This is a genomic window from Variovorax sp. 10N432 (assembly GCF_056394465.1).
Genome location: NZ_JBFTHX010000035.1, coordinates 43885 through 64722, shown reverse-complemented (window position 1 = coordinate 64722; position 20838 = coordinate 43885). Strand labels below are relative to the sequence as shown.

Sequence of the window (20838 nt, the reverse complement as noted above, 5' to 3'; positions counted from 1 at the left end):
ACAACCTGTCGGCGCGCACGGCCGTGTACGCGACCGCGGCACGCATCGACAACAAGGGCGGCGCCGACCTCACGGTGGGCGGGCCGGCCTTCTACGCGAAACCGATCAATGGCGTCGTGCCGACCGCCAAGACCTCCACCGGCTACGACGTCGGCATCCGCCACATCTTCTGAGATCGGCCGCCAGCGGACTCACCATGAACATCCCCAAGGACTACACCCTGGCCGCGCTGAAGGCGCATGTCGGCCATGACTTCGGCCACGCGGCCCCCGTGCTGCTCGACCAGCGGCGCATCGACAGCTTCGCCGGCTGCACCGGCGACAGCCAGTGGATCCATGTCGACGTCGATCGTGCCCGCACGCAGGGGCCGTTCGGCCACACGATCGCGCACGGCCTGCTGGTGCTGTCGCTGATTCCGGCGGCGCATTTCGAGCTCGGCGTCTATCCGGCCGACGCGAGCGGCGTGCTCAACTATGGCTTCGACCGCGTGCGATTCCTCGCGCCGGTGCCGAGCGGCAGCTATGTCCGCCTGCAGGTGGAACTGGTGGAGGTCACCGAGAAGCAGCCCGGCCAGTGGCTGGTCCGCTGCCGCAACACGGCGCATGCCCGCGGCGAGGCATGGGGCGCCGTGATGGTGGCCGAATCGCTGGCGCTGGTGATGGCATGAACACGGGCGCACACATCCGCGACGACCTGCCGCGCGACGGCACGCGGCTCGCCGATTCCCTGGTCGCGCTCGCCGCCGCCGTCGGCACCCGTCCGGTCGAGGCCCTGCAGAGCCTGCACCGGTCCGGCGCGGCCCTGCTGGATGTCGCCATCGGCCGCTCGACCGTCGAGCCCGCCGCCGGCGACCGCCGCTTCGACGATCCTGCCTGGCAGGGCAATCCGCTCTATCGCGGCCTGATGCACAGCCACCTGGCGCTGGTGCGGGAAGCCCAGCGCCTGGCCGGCGAACTCGATCTGTCGCCACGCGACGAGGCCCGCACCCGCATGGCGCTGGGCATGGTCGCCGACACTTTGGCGCCGACCAACACGCTGCTGGGCAACCCGGCGGCGCTGCGCCGCACGCTCGATACCGGCGGGCGCAACCTGCTCGACGGCGCACGCAACCTGGTGACCGACTGGCGCGACAACGGCGGCCTGCCGGCGATGGTCGACGGCACCGCCTTCGGCGTCGGCGAGAACCTCGCGGTCACGCCCGGCTCGGTCGTCTATCGGCATGCGATGCTGGAGCTGGTCCAGTACCGGCCGCAGACGCAGAAGGTGCACGGCACGCCGCTCTTCATCGTGCCACCTCAAATCAACAAGTACTACATCTGGGACCTCGCGCCCGGCCGCAGCCTGATCGAGCACCTGGTGCAGCAGGGCTTCCAGGTCTTCGTCGTGAGCTGGTTCGATCCCGGCGCAGAGCAGTCGGGCTGGGGGCTGGAAGACTATGTGCTGGCGCTCGAAGAGGCCATGCAGGCCGTGCGCGACATCTCCCGCGCGCCGCAGATGCATGTGCTGGGCGCCTGCTCCGGCGGCATCACGGCATCGGCCCTGCTCGCCTACCTGGCGGCCAAGGGCAGCGACTGGGCCCGAAGCCTCACGCTGCTGGTGTCGCTGCTCGACGTGCAAGGCATCGCCGACAGTTCCATGGGCCTGTTCGCGCACCTCGAGACGCTCGAGCTCGCGCGCACGGCCAGCGGGGGCAGCGGCGTGCTGCAGGGCAAGGACCTGGCCAAGGTCTTCGCCTGGCTGCGTCCGAACGAGCTGATCTGGAACTACTGGGTCAACAACTACCTGATGGGCGAGAAGCCGCCGACCTTCGACGTCCTCTACTGGAACTCCGACACCACCCGCCTGCCCGCACGGCTGCATGCCGACTTCATCGCGCTGCTGGAAACCAACGCGCTGGCGCACGAAGGCGGACTCTCGATCGGCGAGCTGCCGCTGTCGCTCGCCAACGTTGGCTGCGACAGCTACATCGTCGCCGGCCGCACCGACCACATCACGCCCTGGGAGGGCTGCTACCAGACGCGCCGCATGCTCGGCGGGCACAGCGAGTTCGTGCTGACATCGAGCGGGCACGTGCAATCCATCGTCACGCCGCCCGGCGGCAAGAAGGCGTCGTTCCTGACCAACACCGGTGCGCACGACACGCCCGAGCGCTTCGAGTCGGGCGGCCAGGCGAACGAAGGTAGCTGGTGGCCGCACCTCACGGCCTGGCTCGCGGCGCGCTCCGACGCGCAGAAGCGGGCGCCGGCCCGCGAAGGCTCGCGCGGCCATCCGGCCCTGTGCGCGGCACCGGGAACCTACGTGCTCGGGCCCACCGGGTCGGCGGCCGAATGAAGGCCGGGGTCCGACCTCTGGAGACCTTCCCGGTCCGCATCGGAACCCAGCGCCTGCGCGTCGCCATCGGCGGCGCGCCGGACGCCGAACGCACCCTGCTGCTGTTCAACGGCATCGGCGCCAGCGTCGAGACGCTGGCGCCTTTCATTGCCCGCTTCTCGCACACCCGGGTCGTCACCTTCGATGCGCCGGGCGTCGGCGAATCGCCCGCGCCCTGGCTGCCCTACCGTCCGCGCGATATCGCGCGCCTGGGCGCCGACCTGCTGACCCACCTGGGCGTGCAGCGCGCCCATGTGTTCGGCGTCTCGTGGGGCGGAGCCGCGGCGCAGGAGTTCGCGATCAACCATCCGCGCCGCTGCAGCACGCTGACGCTGGCCGCCACCTGCGCCGGCATCGTCATGGTGCCGGGACGGCTGAACGTGCTGCTGAAGATGCTGAGCCCGCGGCGCTATGTCGATCCGGCCTATTTGATGCGCATCGGCGGCGACCTCTACGGCGGCGAACTGCGCTTCGAGACCGAGCTGCTGCAGCTGCATGCGCAATCCATGCGCAGCCCGAGCTGGCACGGCTACTTCTACCAGCTGCTGGCCACCGCGGGCTGGACCAGCTGGCCCTGGCTGAAGCGGGTGCAGGCGCCGGCGCTGGTGATGATGGGCAGCGACGATCCGATCGTGCCGCCGGTCAACGGCCGCATCATCGCGGCCGGGCTGCCCCGGGCGACGCTGGAGACGGTCGACTGCGGGCATCTCTTCGTGCTGACCCGCGCCGCGCAGACCGCACGGCGCGTCGAGAGGTTCATGGATCAGCACGCGGCGGCAACGGCCTAGATGAGTCCCCGCAACCGGCGCTGGGCGCGGTCGAGGCCGACGACCAGGCGATTCTCGATGCCTTCGGCCTCCGTGATCCGCTCGTCGAACCAGATCGCGTCCGCGCTCGCGACCTCGGACATCTTCTGCATCATGGCGACGATCAGGGCGTTGTGGTCCCTGATCAGCCCGTCCCAGAGATCGACATCCGCCTGGGCGCCTTGTATTTCCACGTAGCTGGCCGTCATGCTTGTCTCCTGCGCTCGTGTGCCGCATAGCGTAGCACTGCGACGTGCCGGGAGCGAGCGGGGTGGAGACGGCCCGGTCACTCCTCCGGAGCGTTCAGGATGTACATGGCCTCGAGCAGCGGCGAGGGCCGGGCGCCGGCCGGGAAGGACTGGCGGAACACCTCGGTGATCGCGCCGCTGCGGTAGGTCTCGGCCAACCCGCGGTTCACCGCCAGCCGCAGGTCGGCGTCGCGCCGCATCATCAGCGCGTAGGGCTCGATGGACAGGTAGTCGTCGCTGAGCTTGAGCGCCACCGTGGAGGGCTGGCCGAGCGCTTCGCCCAGCAGGATAAGGCGGTCGGTGGCGTAGGCGTCGATGCGGGCGGTACGCACCGCCGCGATGCCCTCGGTGTGCGTCTGCATCGGGACCAGCACGGGCGCGATGCCGCGCGCCGACAGCCTCTTGAGTACCGCCTCGGTGGTAGTTCCGGGGATGACGCCCACGCGCTTGCCGTTCAGGTCGGCCGGACGCGCCATGGGCGACGAGGCCTGGGTCACGAAGGAGGCGCCCTCGACCCAGATCGTGTTGCTGAAATCCACCTGCTGCTCGCGGCCCAGCGTGCGCGTGGTGCTGCCGCATTCGATGTCCACGGTGCCGTCGTTCACCGCCTGCATCCGCGTGGCGGCGGTCACCGGAACCCACTGCACATCGAGCTTGGGCAGCTTGAGCTGCGCCTGGATGGAAGCCGCCACCCGCTGGCACAAGGCCACCGAGTAGCCGGCCGGCTTGCCGTCGGCGCCCTTGAAGGAGAAGGGCTGGGCGTCCTCCCGGTAGCCGAGCTTGAGTGACTGCGTCTGCGCGACCCGCGGCAGCGGAGCACCGGCTGCCGCGCCGGGCGGGTTGGCGCAGGCGCCGAGCAAGGCAGAGACGAGCACGAGCGCACACGGCGCCAGCAACCGAGCTTTCATGGATTCCTCCTGCCCCACATGACCGGGAGCGGGTGCATTGTGCTTGCCGGCGTCAGCCTCGTCCATGCCCGCTCGACGGACCGCCGAAGGCCCCGTCGTCATAGGCCGCGGCATAGACCGCCCAGTCCGCGCGCACCTGGGCGGCACATTCGGCCGCCGCATCGAGCAGGCGGTCCCGCCACTTCGCGCGGCCGCCGAAATCGATCAACTCATCGGCGGTGGCCGATCCTTCGCGCCCGGAACTGCGCAGCTGGGCCCAAGCCACCAGCTTGCCCATCACCGCGATCACGCCTTCGAGGTCGGCGAGGTTCCTGGCCGACTGGCCGCCGAGCACGACCCGGTCCTCGGTCGGCTGCAATGCGCGCAACACGTAGGGCGTACCGCCGGCGACGATCGGCTGCAGAAAGGCCATCGACACCGCCTGCAGGCGACGCTGAAGCGCCACCACGCGGTGCGCCTGCGACTTCCACTTCGGCTGCGCCACCTTCAGGTGCGGCACCAGCGACGACGCAAGCGCCTGCTTGAGATCGAGTACGTAGTTGCCGTCCGGCGAACCCTTGCCCTCGACCAGGATCGCATAGCGGTCGACGCCCAGGCTGCCGGTGCCCGCAATGCGGCGCGCCACATCGAGCACCTGGTAGAAGTCCGGGTTCGGCTGCGCCTCGGCGTACTGCGCGACCACCGCACGGACGGCCGCGTCCTGCGCCTTGTCGACGCCGAGCGCCTTCTTGCCGTCGATCCGCAGCACGCGGCGACGCTCCCTGAGTTCGGTGCGCGCCGCAAGGAACTGCGTGCGCTGCCGCTCCCGCAGGCCGTCGAGCAGCGCCCGCACCAGGCCCTGCGCCGTGTCGCGCTCCACCCAGTAGGCCTTGCCCGCGCGAAGGGTGGTCGCATAGCTTTCGAGGAAGATCTCGCAGAGCTTGCGCGTTTCGCGGCGGCGTGCCGTGAGCGTCTCGCCACCGACCCACAGGCTCGCCAGGAAGCGGACCAGGTCCCAGCTCACCGGCGCCAGCGCCGCTTCGTCGAAGTCGTTGATGTCGAAGTAGACCAGCCGGTTGTCGCCCTTGTAGCTGCCGAAATTCTCGAGATGCAGGTCGCCGCAGACCCACCCCGGAGGCGCCGACCGGAAGATGCCGCTGCCCGGAAGCCGGTCGTAGAAGAGATGGCAGGTGCCGCGCAGGAACACGAACGGGCTGGTGCGCATGTTGCGGAATTTGAGCTGCACCCGCTCCGGTTCCCGTTTCGCGTTGAAGGAGAGGATCTCGCGTACGACGTCCATGTCTTGAGCCTAGCACTGCACGTACACTGATGCCCGACCGCATGGAGACGACATGAGCAACCGCGTGCTGGACCCGATCGATCGCAACTCGGAGATCCTGTTCGGACTCTTCATGGTCCTGACCTTCACCGGCACGCTGAGCGTGGCTTCGGCCGGACCGAAGGAGGTGCGCGCGATGCTGATCGCGGCCATCGGCTGCAATATTGCATGGGGCCTCGTCGACGGCGTGATGTTCATGCTGCGCCGCGTCGTCGGCCGCGCGCGCCAGGCGATGCTCTGGCGCCGGGTGGTCTCCAGCCAGCAACCCGAAGAGGCACATGGACTGATCGCCCAGGAGATCGGCCCGCTGTCGGATGCGCTCGGGCGCCAGGATTTCGAACGCACGCGCCAATGGATGCTGGCCCAGCCCGCGCACGTCGCGCCGGCCCGCGTGCTGAAGCGGAAGGACCTGGTCGGCGGCCTGGGCGTCTTCCTGCTGGTCTTTCTTTCGACCTTTCCGCCGACGCTGCCCTTCCTTTTCTTCTCCGACCTGCGCAGTGCGATGCGCGCGTCCGCCGCGATCGCGATCGTGATGCTGTTTCTCTGCGGCTACGAATGGGGCCGCTACGCCGGCACCCCGCCCTGGCGGGCCGCACTGCTGATGGTCGTGCTGGGCGTGACCATCGAATTGATCGTCATCGCGCTGGGCGGCTGAACGCGCGGCCCCGTGGCCGCCCTTCCCCCTCCTTCGCGGAGGGGGCCGCCGGGACGTCCGGCCCCTAGAGTTGCGGCACAGACCCCACGGGCCTGCCCATTGCCGCGCCACCCGGGTGCGGCCACCTTCCACAGGAGCACAGCATGCATTCGCCCGAGCCCACGCTGACGGTCGAGGTCTACTTCGATTTCGTCTGCCCCTGGTGCCTGATCGGCAAGCGCCAGCTCGACGCCGCCGCCAGCCGTCTCGCCGAACTGCGGCCCGATGTGCGGCTGCGCATGGTCTGGCATTCGTACCCCTTGCTGCCCGACGTGCCGGCGGGCGGCCTGCCTTACCAGGCCTTCTATGTGGCCCGCCTGGGCAGCCCCGAAGCCGTCGCCCGGCGGCGCGCGCAGGTGCTGCAGGCCGGCCAGGCGGCCGGGGTCCCGTTCGCCTTCGACCGGATCGCCATGATGCCGAACACGGCCGCCGCCCACGACCGGGTCGCGCAGGCGGCCGCGGTCGGCACCGAGGTCCAGCAGCGCCAGCTGATCGACCGCATCTTCATGGCCTACTTCAACGGCGGCCGGGACATCGGCGACGCCTCCGTGCTCGCGCAGCTGGCGCGCGAATGCGGGCTGCCGGCCGAGGCTCCCGACCCTGGCGGCGAGCGCAGCCAGGGCCGCCACCCTCAGGCCAAGGTGCGCCACCTGGTCAGCGGGGTGCCCTTCTTCGTGTTCGACGCATCGCTGGCGCTGGCCGGCGCCGTGTCGGCCGACACGCTGCTGGACGCCATGCTGCGCGCACTCACTCCGGCTTGAAGTCGATCGACTTGAGCACCTCGCCCACGCGCCGGTAGTCGGCCGCGAGCGAGCCCGTGAGCTCCTCGGGCGTGCGGGTGCCGCCGGCCTCCAGCCCGGTGTCGAGCAGGTGCGCGCGCAGCGCCGGCTGGGCCAGCGCCTTCAGCGTCGCCTCGCGCACGCTGGCCTGCACCGCGGCGGGCACGTCGGGCTTGAGCCAGAGGCCCATCCACGAGACGGTCTCCAGCTGCGGATAGCCCAGCTCGGCAAAGGTCGGCACCTCGGGCAGCAGGGGCGAGCGCTTGGGCGTGCTCACTGCAAAGGCCTTGATCTTGCCGGCCTTGATCAACGGCAGCGAAGTCGCGATGCCGTCGAACATCAGCGGCACGTGGCCGCCCATCACGTCGGCGAGCGCCGGCGTGGAGCCCTTGTAGCCGACGTGCGTCATGTCGATGCCGGCCGCCTTGTTGAGCTGCAGCCCCGCCACGTGCGACACCGTGCCAGGGCTGTACGAGGCATAGCTCACCTTGCCGGGGTTGGCCTTGACCCAGGTCAGCAGCTCGCGGAAGTTCTTCGCCGGCACCGTGGGTGCGCCGACCATCACCAGGCCGCCGTGGCCGAGTTCCGCCACCGGCTTGATCTCCTTGGCCATGTCCACCCGCAGCTTGACGATGTGCGGGATCTCGCTCACCAGCGAGTTGACGCCCACCAGCAGGGTGTGGCCGTCGTGCGGTGCGTTCGAGAGCTCGTTGACCGCGAGCACGCCGCCCGCGCCGGGCTTGGGGTCGACCACGAAGGGCTGGCCGGTGTCCTTCGACAACTGGTCTGCCACCAGGCGCGCGATGATGTCGGCGGTGCCGCCGGCCGGACCGGCGACGATCACGCGCACCATCTTCTCGGGCCATTTCGCTGTCGGCTGGGCCTGCGACATCGCGAGACCCGAGACGCCGAGGCAGGACAGGCACGCGGCCTGGATCATCCGCCGCCGCCATTGATTCGGATTCATGTTCGGTTTCCTTCTATCTGTTGTTCATTCAGTGCTCCACGGCACCAGGTGTGACCGCGACCCATGAAACCGGCGCAGCCAAAAAGCCAGAGATACCGCGGAACCGGCTTGTATGGTGAGGGTGTTGGGGTGTAGGGCCTGATTACCGGCTATCGGGTTTGACCGACTGGCAAAGATTGCCCCCACCCCGCCTTTGAGCGTCGATAAGGAACTGAGCAGCATCTCAGCGCCGATCTCTGAGCAAGCTAACGCCGCGGGCGGGATTTCACCCCAACGATCGTCATTGTTCATTGGAGGAATCCGACTATGCAAGTTCCCCTGAATAGTTTCATTGGTGTGGACGTCTCCAAGGCCGAACTGGTGATCGCCACCTACGGCCAGGACGACTGCCTGAGCGTGCCCAACGAATGCACTGCCATCCTGCAATGGCTGCGCACCTTGGCTGCCGGCTCGCTCTTGGCCATGGAGTCCACCGGCCGATACCACCAACTCCTGGCCAATCTGGCTGCGGGCGCGGGCCGGCCCGTCTTCGTGCTCAATGCCCGCGACGTGTACTTCTACGCCAAGGGTCTGGGCGCACGCGGCAAGACCGACCGGGTCGATGCCCGGGTCATTGCGCGCTACCTGGCCGAGCACCATGACCGGCTGCACCCCTACCACGCCCCCAGCGCCTCCCAGGCCGAACTGGAGCAGTTGCTGGGCCAGCGTTGGACGATCGTGACCAAGCGCATCGCCTTGCGCGAGTCGCTGCAGGCCTGCGGCGCGAGCATCGCGCAGGCCGCCTCGCAGCTCGATGCCGCCTTTGCCGCCTTGCTGCGCACCATCGATGGGCGCATCACCGAGCTGATCAAGGCCGATCCCCAGTTGCACCGCGCACGCACCTTGTTGCAAAGCATCGTCGGCGTGGGGCCCCAATCCAGCGCCTTGCTCGCCAGCTTGCTCGCCCGAGTGCCATTCGCCAGCTCTGATGCCTTGGTGGCCTACAGCGGACTGGATCCACGAGCCAATGACTCCGGGCGCTGCAGGGGGCGCCGCCGTCTGTCCAAGCGCGGCGATCCGGCCCTGCGCCATCAGATGTTCATGGCAGCCATGTCGGCCTGCCACACCAGCACCTTCGCGGCCACCTACCAGGCGCTGCGTGCCCGTGGCCTCAAGACCACCGAGGCTCTCGTGATCCTGGCGCGCAAGCTCATGCGAATCGCCTTCGCCGTTTGGCGCTCCGGCCAACCCTTCCAGGCTCATCGCGTCACACACAACGCTTGACGAAACCATAGAACCTTTGCCGGGCCGCTGGTATCGCCCCCTTGAGGGGGAGGCGCCGCAGGCGCTTCGGGGGTGTTTCAATCTAGATCCAGCGAATCAGCGCGATCGCCAGTATGGCGAGAAACACCGTTTCGCCCAACATCAGGACGACGGGCTTCAGGCCCACCGTGGCGAGGTCGCGCAATTGCGTCTTCATGCCGATTCCGGCGATGGCGGCCACCAGGAACCAGCGCGAGCAGTCGCTGCCGGCGTCGGTCAGCACCTTCGGAATCCAGCCAGTGCTGTTGACGGCCACCAGCAGCGCGAACGCGACGGCGAACCACGGCAGCAGCGGCGGGCGCGGGCCGCCCTCGCCCTTGCCGGCGGCGCGTGTGCACATCACGGCGAACACGATCACCGGCAGCAGCATCGCCACGCGCATGAGCTTGACCAAGGTGGCGATGTCGCCGGTTTCCTTCGACATGCTGTAGCCGGCGCCAACCACCTGCGCCACGTCGTGGATCGTCGCGCCGAGAAAGATCCCGGCCGCGCGCTCGTCGAGCCCGAGGGCGTGCGCGATCATGGGATAGGCGATCATGGCGAAGGTCGACAACGCCGAGACGCCGACCACCGTGAACAGCGTCGCGCGCTCCTTCTGCGGATGCGACGGCAGCGCCGCCGCCAACGCCAGCGCGGCCGATGCCCCGCAGATCGCCGTGGCGCCGCCGCTGAGCAGGCCGAACAGCGACTGGAAGCCCATCAGCTTGGCGACCACCATCGACACCCCGATGGTCAGCACCACCGACAGCACCACCAGCAGCACCGGGTGCCAGCCCAGCGCCACCACCTGCGCGGCCGTGATGCGCAGGCCCAGCAGCGCCACGCCCCAGCGCAGCACCTGGCGCGCCGTGAACTCGATGCCGGGTTTGCAGGCACCCTCGACCGACAGGAAGTTCATCGCCATCCCGAGGATCAGCGCGAACAGCATCACCGGCGCGCCGTAGTGCTGCGACAGGAAAGTGGAGGCGGCCGCGACCACCGCGCAGGCCAGCACCCCCGGGAACAGCGTGCGGCTGCGCGCCGGCCAGGCGGCGATCGACAGGGCGGTCATGCGAACCTCATTCCGCCGTCGGCCATGAGGTGGTTGCCGTAGGCGTCGCGCAGCAGGTTCTTCTGCACCTTGCCGGTCGCGCCGAGCGGGATGCGATCGACGAAGACCACGTCGTCGGGCGTCCACCACTTGGCGATCCGGCCGTCGTAGAAGCGGATGAGTTCCTCGCGCGTCAATTCCTGGCCGGGCTTCTTCACCACGATCAGCAGCGGGCGCTCGTCCCACTTGGCGTGGCGCGCCGCGATGCAGGCCGCCATCTCCACGGCGGGGTGCGCCATGGCGATGTTCTCTAGGTCGATGGAGCCGATCCATTCGCCGCCGGACTTGATCACGTCCTTGCTGCGGTCGGTGATCTGCATGAAGCCGTCCGCGTCGATGGTCGAGACGTCGCCGGTGGGGAACCAGCCATTGACCAGCGGGCCCGCGCCCTCGCCCTTGTAGTAGCCGGAGATCACCCAGGCGCCGCGCACCATCAGCTCGCCCGAGGCCTTGCCGTCCTGCGGCAGCTCGGCGCCGTCGGCCCCGACGATCTTCATGTCGATGCCGAACACCGAGCGGCCCTGCTTCGATTGCAACGCCAGGCGCTGCTCGCCGTCGAGCGACCGGTGGCAGGGCTTGAGCGTGCACACCGCGCCCACCGGGCTCAGCTCGGTCATGCCCCAGGCGTGCAGCACCTGCACGTCGTAGCGCTCCTGGAAGGCGCGCATCATCGCCGGCGGGCAGGCCGAGCCGCCGATGATCGTGCGGCGCATGGTGCTGAAGCGGAGGTCGTTGCTCTCCACATGGGCGAGCAGGCCCTGCCACACGGTGGGCACGCCGGCCGAGACCGTCACGCCCTCGGCCTCGAAGAGGTCGTGCAGCGACTTGCCGTCGAGCCACGGACCCGGGAACACCAGCTTGGCGCCGACCATGCACGCGATATAGGGCAGGCCCCAGGCGTTGACGTGGAACATCGGCACCACCGGCAGGATGACGTCGTTGGCCGAGCAGTTCAGCGCATCGGGCAGCGCCGCCGCATAGGTGTGCAGCATGGTCGAGCGGTGGCTGTAGAGCGCGCCCTTCGGGTTGCCGGTGGTGCCGGAGGTGTAGCACAGCGAAGAAGCCGCCTTCTCGTCGAACACCGGCCACGTGAAGTCGGGCGAATGGTCGTCGATCAGTTCCTCGTAGCACAGCAGGTTGGGCACCTTCGACTCGGCGGGCATGTGGGCGCGGTCAGTCATGGCGACGAAGGCCTTGATGGTCGACACGCGCGAGGCGATGGCCTCGATCAGCGGCAGGAAGCTCAGGTCGAAGAAGAGGATCTCGTCTTCGGCGTGGTCGGCGATCCACACCACCTGGTCGGGGTGCAGGCGCGGGTTGAGCGTGTGCAGCACCGCGCCCGAGCCGGAGGCCGCGTAGTACAGCTCCATGTGGCGATAGCCGTTCCAGGCCAGCGTGGCGACGCGTTCGCCCTTCTCGATGCCGCGCGCGGCGAGCGCGTTGGCCAGCCGGCGCGCGCGCTGGCCGAGGTCGCGGTAGGTGTAGCGGTGCAGGTCGCCTTCGACCCGGCGCGAGACGATCTGCTGGTCGCCGTGGTGGCGCTCGGCGTGGGTGAGGAGGCTGGAGATCAGCAGCGGCTGATCCATCATCAATCCGTTCATGTCGGTTTCCGTTCGTTCGTTCAAATGGACAGTGGTGGCGCGGCGGCGGCTCAGGCCGGCACGCTGCGGGGGGCGCCGGCCGGCGCGGCATGGATGTCTTCGTCGGCGCTGTCGCCGGCGCTTTGCAGGTCGGCCCCGTAGCTGCGCGAGGCAACGATGAAGGCCCAGGCGGCGAGAAGTCCGAACACAGGCATCACCATCAGGGCGTTCTGGAGCGTCCACAGGTCCGACAGCGCGCCGGCGATGAGCGGGCCCACGGCCAGTCCCAGCAGGTTCTGGAACAGCGACAGCACCGAGGCGCCGGTGGCGCGGATGCCGGGGTGGATCACGTCGATCACCACGGCGGCGACCACGCCGACGGTGCAGGTCATCAGGAAGCCGCCCAGCGCGAACAGTGCGAACTGCGCCTGCTTGCCGAGGTCCAGCCCGAGGTGGCCGGCGCCGAAGGCGAACGCCAGCACCGCCGCCGAGGCCACGCACACCGCGGCCGTCACGTGCAGCTTGGCGGCCGGATTCTTGCGGCCGGCGCGGTCGGCGACCGCGCCCCAGACCACGCTGCCCAGCGCGCCGCACAGCACCACCAGCGCGGCCTTCACGCCCGCCTGCTCCGGCGCCATGCCATGCATGCGGTTGAGGTAGCTCGGCATCCAGGCCCAGATGGCCGAGACCAGGATCAGCTGCGCCGGCGCGCCGATGCAGACCCACAACAAGGTGCGCGAACGCGCCAGCCGCTTCACGATGGCGCGTGCCGTGCCCTGGGTCGAACGGGTGGCCTGTTCGATGCTCGGCGTGAGCGCCACCGTGCGGTAGTCACGGACCCGGGTGTAGAGCAGCGCCAGGATCAGGCCCGGCACGCCGACGACGCCGAAGGCCGCCTGCCAGCCCCATTTGGCGGCGATGAGGCCGCCGAGCATCACGCCCAGCACCGAGCCGACCGACGCCGAGGCGAAGAAGGCCGCCATCAGCGCGCCGCGCATGCGGGCCGGGAAATGGCTGGCGATGAGGGCCGCACCGACCGAGCCGTAGCCCGCCTCGCCCAGTCCCACCGCGGCACGCGCGGCGAGCAGCTGGCCATAGTTGCGAGTGAACATGCAGCTGATCGAGGCCAGGCTCCAGATCGTGGCCATCGCGACGATGCTCTTCACCCGGCTGAAGCGGTCGGCGAACAGCGCGATCGGGATCGCGCCCAGTGCCACCGTCACCGAGACGGCCGACACCAGCGCGCCGAGCTGCTTGTCCGACAGGCCCCAGGCCTCCTTCAGGTGCGGGAACAGCGACACGATCACCTGGCGATCGATGTAGTCGACCATCATCAGCCCGATGGTCATGGCAAAGGCGAACCAGGCCTGGCGCGGACCGATCAGGTAGCCGTCGGCCGCGCCCGGCTTCGCGTCGTGGGAATGCAGATCCATGGTCTTCCCCTCAGGGCACCAGCACGGTCGCGCCGGTGGTTGCGCGCGATTCGAGCGCGCGGTGCGCGTCGGCGGCATCGGCCAGTGCGAAGCTCTGCTTGGGTTCGCTGACGATGCGGCCCGCCAGCACATGGCCGAACAGCTCCTCGGCCATCGCCAGCATGTGGGTGCGCGGCGTGATGTAGTGCATCATCGCCGGGCGCGTGACCCAGATCGAGCCCTTCACCGCCAGCGTCTGCGAGTCGATCACCACCGGCCCCGAGGTGGTGCCGTTGCTGATCAGCGAACCGCGCGGCTGCAGGCTGTCGAGCGAGGCTTCCAGCGTGTCCTTGCCCACCGAGTCGTACACCACCGGCACGCCCTTGCCGTCGGTGATCTCGCGCACCCGCTTCGCGATGTTCTCGCGCGAGGTCACGATGGTGTGGGCGCAGCCGTTGGCCTTCGCGATGGCGGCCTTCTCGTCGGTGCTGACGGTGCCGATCATCGTCACGCCCATCGCGCGCGCCCACTGGCAGGCGATCAGGCCGACGCCGCCGGCGGCCGCGTGATAGAGGATTGTTTCGCCGCCCTTCAGCGGGAAGACCTGGCGGAACAGATACTGCGCCGTCATGCCCTTCATCATCAAGGTCGAGGCCGTGCGGTCGGACACGCCTTCAGGCAGCGGGATCAGCAGCTCGGCCGGCATCACGCGCGCTTCCGAGTACGCGCCCTGGGGGCCGATCAGGTAGCCCACGCGGTCGCCCACGCGGATGTCGGTCACGCCGGGGCCCACGGCCTCGACCACGCCCACGGCGTCGGAGCCGAGCCCGTTGGGCAGCGGCAGTGGATAGCGGCCGGTGCGGAAGTAGATGTCGATGAAGTTGACTGCGATGTAGGTGTGGCGCACGCGCGCCTGGCCCGGGCCGGGTTCGCCGACATCGACGTTCTCCAGCCTGAGGACTTCCGGTCCGCCGGTTTCATGAAAGCGAATGGCCTTGGCCATGATGTGTCTCCTTGGTATCTGATTTCAGCGGTGCGAAAGCTCGGCGATGAACAGCTCGGCGCGGGGCCAGTCGCCGAAGCCCGAGGCGGGGTTCAGGTGGCCGACCTCGCCGAGGTCGACCAGGCGGCTGCCCCAGTCGCGGGCCAGTTCCGCCACCCGGCCGTAGTCGGCCAGCGGATCGTTGCGGCTCGCCGCCACGATGCTCGGGAAGGGCAGCGTCCGGCGCGGCACCGGCAGCCAGCCGCTGGCGCGCAATTCATCGACCGTGGGGTAGCCCTCGGGCATCGGCCGATCGAAGTCCGGCGGCGCGGCGAGCAGCGCGCCATGGACGGCCCGCTTGGTCTGGCGCGCCCAGTGCGCGACCATCACGCAGCCGCCGCTGTGCGCCACCAGGATCAAGGGGCCCTCGACGGCCTGCGCCTCGCGCTCGATCGCGGCCACGCGCGTCGCGCAGTCGAGGTCGGCCCGGCCCATCGGCGGCACGCAGCGCACCGGGCCGCCCCGCGCCGCCAGGCGCGCGCCCAGCAGCGTCTGCCAGTGGGCGTCGACGTGGTCGCGCAGGCCGGGGACGATGAGCACGGTGGTCATGGGGGATGCTCCGCTCACCTTCAGGCCACGCGGCGCAGGTAGCCCTGCTGGCGCCCCTTCGGGTTGGGCGCGAAGCCGTTGGCGGCCAGCGTCTCCTCGACGGTGTCGTAGAACACGCCGATCTTCAGGATCTCGCGAGCTTCCTTGCCGTTGGCGACTTCGCGGCCGAACTCGCGCGCCATGCGCACCAGCTGCTCGATCTGCTGCACCGAGGTCATCTTCTCGGTGCGCGACTGGTTCCAGAGGTTGTCCTCGATGCCGCAGCGCACATGCAGGCCCAGCGCCATGCCGATCATGTTGATCGGCAGCACGTTGCGCATGCTGCTTTCCACGGTCAGCATCGAGCCGTCCGGAATCGCACGCAGGAAGTTCGTCAGGTTGTAGGGGTTGGGCGCATCCATGCCGCCGCTGATCGCCACCCAGTTCATCACCAGCGGGCCCTTGTAGACGCCGCGGCGGATCAGCCGCTCCACCGTTTCGTAGCTGTTGATGTTGTAGAACTGGAAGGCGCTTTGGATGCCGGCGGCGCTCAGGCGGCGCACATGCTCCTCGATGAAGCCGGGGCCCGAGGGCACGATCATCTCGCGGTAGGCCGCGTTGGTCTGGGCCTCGGCCAGCGAGGTGCCGGCGATGTCCTCGGCCTCCATGTGCTCCAGCACGTTCATCTGCGTCGTGTTGACGGTGACCGTGACCTGGTCCGGCTTCGGGTCGAGCTCGGCCAGCATGTGGCGCGTGTCGTCGTGCAGCCACTTGGCGTTGGCGCCGTCGCTCTCGGGAGCGAAGGAGATCGAGCCGCCGACCTGGATCACCATGTCGGGCACTGCCTTGCGCACGCCGGCAATCAGCTCGTTGAACATCGACAGGCGCTTGGAGCCCTTGCCGTCCAGCTCGCGCACATGCAGGTGCAGCACGCTGGCGCCGGCGTTGTAGCAGTCGACCGCCTTCTGGATCTGCTGTTCCATGGTCACAGGGATGTCCTGCGGGAAGTCGGAGGGGATCCACTCGGGACCGTAGGGCGCCACGGTGATCACCAGCTTGTCCTGGTTCTCCGGGAAGAGGGAGCCGTCGAGGAAGTTCATGGTTGGTCTTTCAGTTGCGTGTTGGATGAGGGGTTCAGTAGGTGGCTGTGCCGATGATTCCGGCGCGTTCCATCTTTCGGTGGCAGGGCGGGTAGTCCATGACCGCGTAGTGCTGGGTGCTGCGGTTGTCCCAGAAGGCGACGCTGTTCTTCTTCCAGCGCCAGCGCACCTGGAACTCGGGGATCGCGGCCTGGCTGACCAGGTAGTTCAGCAGCTGGCCGGCGGCCGGCGCGTAGTCCTGGCCGAAGCGCACGTTCGCCGGCGTGTGGAAGTTGGTGAAGTGCGTGGTGAAGGCGTTGACGAAGAGGATCTTCTCGCCCGTTTCCGGATGGGTGCGCACCACCGGGTGCTCCGCATCGGGGAACTGCGCGTGCAGCGCGAGGCGCTTCTCGATCGGCATCGCCGCGCCGAAGCTGGCCTCGATGCTGTGGCGGGCGCGCAGGCCCTCGATCTTGCGCTGAATGTCTTCCGGCAGACGGGCGTAGGCCTCGACCATGTTCACCCAGATGGTGTCGCCGCCGACTTCCGGCGTTTCGACGCAGCGCAGCACGCAGCCGAAGGGCGGCTTCTCGCGCCAGGTGGCGTCGGTGTGGAAGGCGTTCTCGTAGCGGTCGTTGGGCGTGTCGGGCGACTTGTAGATCCGGACCAGGCCGGGGTGCTCGGGGTCGCTGCCGGCCACGGGATGGTCTTCGAGTTCGCCGAAGTGGCGGGCGAAGGCCACGTGCTCGGCGCGCGAGAAGTCCTGGTCGCGCAGGAACAGCACCTTGTGCTTGAGCAGCAGCGCGCGGATCTCGGCCACCGTGTCGGCGTCGCGCGAGGCGGCGCCGAGGTCCACGTTGCGCAGCTCGGCGCCGATGGTGCAGGTCAGCGGTTCGACCTGGATGGATGTCTTCAGTGCCGCGCTGGACACTACGGCGGGTGCGCCTTTCAGGGGCGCGGCTTCGGTTGTTGAGGGCATGTCTTGTCTCCGTCTGGTGGGAGGCCGCTTGAGCGCGAATTCCCAAGCCCGAAGAATAGGATTCGGCGCCCTTTCCGAGCCCCTCCTTGCAGGAGGGGGGAGGCCCCTTCCGCTAGGGCGCCGGCTGGAGCAGCCCGAGGATGCGGGCGCGGACGACGACTTCCTTGCGCGTGCCGGCGTCCAGCTTGGCCAGCAGGTTCTTGACGTGCCACTTGACCGTGGTTTCGCCCACCTGCATGGCGCGCCCGATCTCCTTGTTGGACAGGCTGCGCGCCAGCAGCTCCATCACCTCGCGCTCCTTGGGCGTCAGCACCATGCCGCGCACCGCCGGAGGCCGGGGCGTTTCGGCGGCCGGCACCGGACGCGTCGGCGCGGCCACGGCCGGCGCCACCGGCGCATGCTCGTCGCCTTCGCCGGCGACCTGCCTGGCCCATGCGCCCAGGTCCGGATGGGCGTCCTCGAAAATGCGCACGAGGCCGTAACTTTGAGCCAGGTCGATCGCCTCGCGCAGCATCGGGGCGGCGCGTTTCTCGCCGCAACGGTCGAGTGCGAAGGCGCGCAGGCCGAGGATCTCGATCTCCAGCCGGCCTTGCCGCACCACCTGCACGATTTCGCTGGCCTGGGTCAGCGGCGCCAGGGCGCCGCGCCAGTCCTGGGCCGCGATCGCCGCGTAGCCGTGGGCCAGATCGCGCATCGCGTCCACGCTGCGCCGCCAGAGCCGCCCCTGCGGCAGGGCCGGGTCCGCCAGCAGGGCGTCGATGCGCTGGCACAGTTCCCGGCAGCGCTGCGCCCGAAAGCGTCGGGCATGCAGGCGCACCAGCTCCACCAGGCTGGCGATGCGAAGCCGCGGCAGCGCGCGTGCCGAGCCCGCCGCGTCGAGCGCGCCGAGCAGTTCCACCGCCCGGTGCTCGGCGCCCTCGGCCACCGCCATGCGGGCCATCGTCCGGTAGGCCAGCAACAGCGCTTCAGGCAGCCCGCTGCGCTCCAGCACGTCGAGCCGGTCGGCCAGCAGCGCGGCGGCATCGACGGGGCGGCCGCGCTCCCACAGCGCGGCCGCAAGCAGGGCGGCGAGCATGCACACGAAGCTGTTGCGCCGCCCCAGGTCGGCCTCGGCGCTGGCCACGGCCGGATGCAGCAGGCTCTCGACCAGCCGGACCTGGCCTTCCCAGACATAGGAGAGGGCGATGATGAGCTCGCCCCAGCGCCCGATGAAGCCCTGCCCGCGGCCGAAATCCCCGCGCGGCGACTGCTGCTGGCGCAGCCGCGCCAGCGCCGGGTCGCCCTCGAGCAGCGTCCGGTAGGCGGTGCGGTTGGCGTGCACCTGCAGCAGCAGCGGATCGCGCAGAGGCGGCGCCTCGGCCCAGGGGTCGTGCAGCGCCGCGAAGCGGTCCGGGTCGTCCGCGAACACCGCCCCGCCGCTCAGGATCAACGCGCATTCGCAGCGCAGGGGGGCATCGGGCGCGTGCTGCGGCTGCGCCAGGATCCGGTCGACCAGCCGGCCGGCGTCTTCATGGCGTTCGCTGGTGGCGAGCGTCCAGGCGGCGGCCAGCAGCAGCCGCGGCCGGCGGTCCAGTTCGTCGGGCGGCAGTTGCGCCAGCCATTCGAGCACCACGCCCTGCCGGCCGTGGGTCATGATCGATTCGTAGAGGCTGCGCTCGGCCAGCTCGTAGGCCCGCTCACGCTGGCCGGCGATCAGCGCGTGGCGGGCCGCGTCCTCGAGCATGCCGCGCTCGGCCAGCCACCCGGACGCCCGGGCATGGGCTCCGGCCTGCACCTCCGGGGGGAGCGCGCCGAAGCCCTCGCGCAGCACATCGCGCGCCAGCGCGTGCATGCGCAGCCAGTCGCCCTGCTCCGCCGCCACGAACACCGGCGTGTCGCGGCTCAGTCGCGCCAGCCGCTCCGTCGCATCGTCCATGCCGGCGACCTGCCGGCACAGCTCCGGGTGCAGATGGTCGAGGATCGCGATGCGGGTGAGGAACTCGCGGTCGCGCGCATCGAGATTGGCCAGCAGCATCGCCAGGAACTGCTCGCGCAGCTGCCCGCCAAGGGCGCTCATCCCCGCCACGTCGGCCCGCGCGTCGGTGCCGCGCGCCAGCACGGTGAGCGAGAGCTGCAGTCCCAGCGGCCAGCCCTCCGTGAGGGCGTGCAGCCGGGCGGCGGTGTCGTTGTCGACGCTGGCACCGAAGCGGCCGTGGATCAGTTCCAGCGTCTCTTCGAGCCTGAAGCGCAGCATCGCCGGCCCGACCACCACGCACTGCCCATAGGCGATCAGGTCGTCGATGTCCAGGTTGCAGTCGGGCCGGCTGGCGATCACGGTGCGCAGGTTGGGTGGCGCATTGCGCAGCAGGTAGGCCAGCGCCTCGCGCGACGCCGCCGGCAGGCGCTCCGCCTCGTCCACCACCAGCACCACGTCGAGCGCCGTCTGCGCCAGTTCCGCCAGCCAGATGGTGATGCCCTCGAGGCCGCTCGGCGCTGCCGCGTCGAGCAGCACGTGGCCGAAAGTGGAGCGCCCCGCCGCCCGCCGCACCGCCAGCGCCAGCGCCTGCGCCAGGCGCTGCGGCGTGTCGCGCGCCTGCGCCGAGACCCAGGCCACCACCAGGCCGTGCGCGAGATGCTCGAGCCGCCATTGGGCCAGCAGCGAGGTCTTGCCGAAGCCCGCCGGCGCCTGCAGCAGGATGGCCGGGACATCGCGGAACGCCGGGTCGGCCGCCAGCAGCCGCGGCCGCGCCACCAGATGGCGCGGCACTCTCGGCGGCGAGACCCGCAGCAGCAGGTCGTCGCTGCCGCCGTCGGGACGGGTGGTGTCGGGAATCAATTGGGCCCTCGCTGCGTGGAGGGCGCCGGCGGAACCGCGCCCGCGCCTACTGTACGTCGACCTTTCTCCAGCCCGCATCGGGGTCGAACCGGGTCATCGCCCGTGCGGCGGCGTCGGTGCCGGCGCCCAGGTTCTTCTCGTAGAGCACCCCGTCGTGGTTGACCATGAAGCTCATCACGCCGGTCTCGCCGTACTTGACAGGCCAGGCGACCAGCGCGAAGCCGCCGCGCATGCGATTGCCGATGACGTAGTCGTAGGCGCCGCCGGGTGCGTTCGGACCCTGCGCCTTGAGGATCTTGAAGTGGTAGCCGTGGTAGCCCTCGCCGGCCCGGGCCGGGGCGTAGAGCGGGCCCAGCGGACTCTCCGCCTCGCCGGGGCCGGTGTGCCAGTACAGGCCGTCGTGCTTGCCCGGCGTGCTGGCGAACTTCTGGGCGAATTCGAGCACGCCGTTGCCGTCGCGGTCGACCTGCGCGTACTCCCGCTGGGCATCGAAGTAGGCGAGCGCGGCCCGCATGGCGGCCAGCTCGTTGCGACCGATGCGGCGCGTCTGCATCTGGTCGGCGCCGGCGCGCGGGTCGAAGTGCCAGCCGCCCGCGCCCTTGACGATCGGGATCGGCAAGGTCCAGCCACTGTCGCCCGCCCCCAGCAACGCCCGGTCGGGCCCGTCGGGCACCACCTTGTGCTGCTTGGCGTAGGCGCCCAGGAAATCGTAGATGTCCTCGCGATCGACCTCGCCCGCCGGCACGAAGCGTCGCCAGTCGTTGCCGAGCACCGTCTGCAGCGCCTTCTGGTCGTTGTCCGCCAGCGCCCGGAAGAATGCCTCCGAGGCCGCCTCGGGACTGGGGTACGCGCGCTGCGCGAAAGCGGGGGCGGAAAGCGCCAGCATGAGTGTGGCCATCGCAGCAGCCGCTGCTGCCCTGG

Annotated in this window: 19 protein-coding genes and 1 pseudogene; 7 read left to right on the top strand and 13 right to left on the bottom strand. The window is 69.7% G+C overall.

Going from position 1 to position 20838, the window contains the following annotated elements; genetic code table 11:
* The 4 genes and pseudogenes from AC1DF3_RS28935 to phaZ form a co-directional block, all read left to right on the top strand.
* Positions 1-173 (top strand): annotated as a pseudogene (locus AC1DF3_RS28935) (porin); the annotation flags it as partial.
* A gap of 23 nt (positions 174-196) precedes the next feature.
* A complete protein-coding gene (locus tag AC1DF3_RS28930) occupies positions 197-667 on the top strand; it encodes a MaoC family dehydratase (protein WP_286530868.1) in 471 nt (156 codons plus the stop codon).
* The gene (locus AC1DF3_RS28925; RefSeq protein ID WP_478141658.1) at positions 664-2331 is read left to right on the top strand and encodes an alpha/beta fold hydrolase; all 1668 of its coding nucleotides are present in this window, start codon (positions 664-666) and stop codon (positions 2329-2331) included. Before AC1DF3_RS28930 ends, AC1DF3_RS28925 begins: the two co-directional genes overlap by 4 nt.
* On the top strand, positions 2328-3158 hold the full coding sequence (phaZ, locus tag AC1DF3_RS28920; protein WP_478141657.1) for a poly(3-hydroxyalkanoate) depolymerase: 831 nt from the start codon (positions 2328-2330) through the stop codon (positions 3156-3158). The genes AC1DF3_RS28925 and phaZ overlap by 4 nt, the downstream gene beginning before the upstream one ends.
* On the opposite strand, the gene AC1DF3_RS28915 is transcribed toward phaZ, so the two are convergent.
* The 3 genes from AC1DF3_RS28915 to AC1DF3_RS28905 form a co-directional block, all read right to left on the bottom strand.
* Entirely contained in the window at positions 3155-3385 is a 231-nt protein-coding gene (locus AC1DF3_RS28915; protein WP_286530864.1) for a hypothetical protein, read from the bottom strand. The genes phaZ and AC1DF3_RS28915 overlap by 4 nt on opposite strands.
* A 77-nt stretch (positions 3386-3462) precedes the next feature.
* Positions 3463-4332 carry an amino acid ABC transporter substrate-binding protein gene (locus AC1DF3_RS28910; protein ID WP_478141656.1) on the bottom strand — a complete coding sequence of 290 codons (870 nt, stop codon included), beginning with the start codon at positions 4330-4332 and terminating at the stop codon, positions 3463-3465.
* A 52-nt stretch (positions 4333-4384) separates the two neighbouring features.
* A complete protein-coding gene (locus AC1DF3_RS28905; protein WP_478141655.1) occupies positions 4385-5611 on the bottom strand; it encodes a DUF2252 domain-containing protein in 1227 nt (408 codons plus the stop codon).
* Between the two features lie 52 nt (positions 5612-5663).
* Here AC1DF3_RS28905 and AC1DF3_RS28900 point away from each other — a divergent pair, with 52 nt between their 5' ends.
* Both AC1DF3_RS28900 and AC1DF3_RS28895 read left to right on the top strand, forming a co-directional pair.
* Positions 5664-6305 (top strand): VIT1/CCC1 transporter family protein, encoded by a 642-nt coding sequence (locus AC1DF3_RS28900; RefSeq protein WP_286530860.1) that lies wholly within the window; start codon positions 5664-5666, stop codon positions 6303-6305.
* Between the two features lie 143 nt (positions 6306-6448).
* The gene (locus AC1DF3_RS28895) at positions 6449-7105 is read left to right on the top strand and encodes a DsbA family oxidoreductase (RefSeq protein WP_478141654.1); all 657 of its coding nucleotides are present in this window, start codon (positions 6449-6451) and stop codon (positions 7103-7105) included.
* Here the strand turns inward: AC1DF3_RS28895 and AC1DF3_RS28890 are convergent.
* On the bottom strand, positions 7092-8090 hold the full coding sequence (locus AC1DF3_RS28890; protein WP_478141653.1) for a Bug family tripartite tricarboxylate transporter substrate binding protein: 999 nt from the start codon (positions 8088-8090) through the stop codon (positions 7092-7094). The two genes, AC1DF3_RS28895 and AC1DF3_RS28890, sit on opposite strands and share 14 nt — an antisense overlap.
* Positions 8091-8396: 306 nt before the next feature.
* Between AC1DF3_RS28890 and AC1DF3_RS28885 the strand changes: the two genes are divergently transcribed.
* Positions 8397-9353, top strand: coding sequence for an IS110 family RNA-guided transposase (locus tag AC1DF3_RS28885; protein ID WP_478141652.1), 957 nt, complete (start codon positions 8397-8399; stop codon positions 9351-9353).
* 82 nt (positions 9354-9435) lie between these two features.
* Here the strand turns inward: AC1DF3_RS28885 and AC1DF3_RS28880 are convergent, their stop codons facing one another.
* The 9 genes from AC1DF3_RS28880 to AC1DF3_RS28840 form a co-directional block, all read right to left on the bottom strand.
* A complete protein-coding gene (locus AC1DF3_RS28880; RefSeq protein WP_478141651.1) occupies positions 9436-10443 on the bottom strand; it encodes a YeiH family protein in 1008 nt (335 codons plus the stop codon).
* Complete coding sequence (locus tag AC1DF3_RS28875; protein ID WP_478141650.1) at positions 10440-12083, bottom strand: 3-(methylthio)propionyl-CoA ligase; 1644 nt, start codon at positions 12081-12083, stop codon at positions 10440-10442. Before AC1DF3_RS28875 ends, AC1DF3_RS28880 begins: the two co-directional genes overlap by 4 nt.
* A gap of 50 nt (positions 12084-12133) precedes the next feature.
* Positions 12134-13495, bottom strand: a complete 1362-nt coding sequence (locus AC1DF3_RS28870; protein WP_478141649.1) for an MFS transporter — start codon at positions 13493-13495, stop codon at positions 12134-12136.
* A gap of 10 nt (positions 13496-13505) precedes the next feature.
* Positions 13506-14477 (bottom strand): quinone oxidoreductase family protein, encoded by a 972-nt coding sequence (locus AC1DF3_RS28865; protein WP_286530853.1) that lies wholly within the window; start codon positions 14475-14477, stop codon positions 13506-13508.
* Between the two features lie 24 nt (positions 14478-14501).
* A complete protein-coding gene (locus tag AC1DF3_RS28860) occupies positions 14502-15065 on the bottom strand; it encodes an RBBP9/YdeN family alpha/beta hydrolase (RefSeq protein WP_478141648.1) in 564 nt (187 codons plus the stop codon).
* Positions 15066-15085: 20 nt separating this feature from the next.
* Positions 15086-16144, bottom strand: coding sequence for a beta-keto acid cleavage family enzyme (locus tag AC1DF3_RS28855; RefSeq protein ID WP_478141647.1), 1059 nt, complete (start codon positions 16142-16144; stop codon positions 15086-15088).
* A gap of 34 nt (positions 16145-16178) precedes the next feature.
* Positions 16179-17027 carry a TauD/TfdA dioxygenase family protein gene (locus AC1DF3_RS28850; protein ID WP_286531319.1) on the bottom strand — a complete coding sequence of 283 codons (849 nt, stop codon included), beginning with the start codon at positions 17025-17027 and terminating at the stop codon, positions 16179-16181.
* Between the two features lie 187 nt (positions 17028-17214).
* Positions 17215-19995: a winged helix-turn-helix domain-containing protein gene (locus AC1DF3_RS28845; RefSeq protein ID WP_478141646.1), complete on the bottom strand. Its 2781-nt coding sequence runs from the start codon at positions 19993-19995 to the stop codon at positions 17215-17217.
* A complete protein-coding gene (locus tag AC1DF3_RS28840) occupies positions 19964-20815 on the bottom strand; it encodes a DUF2950 domain-containing protein (RefSeq protein ID WP_478141645.1) in 852 nt (283 codons plus the stop codon). The genes AC1DF3_RS28845 and AC1DF3_RS28840 overlap by 32 nt, the downstream gene beginning before the upstream one ends.
* Between the last annotated feature and the right edge of the window lie 23 nt (positions 20816-20838).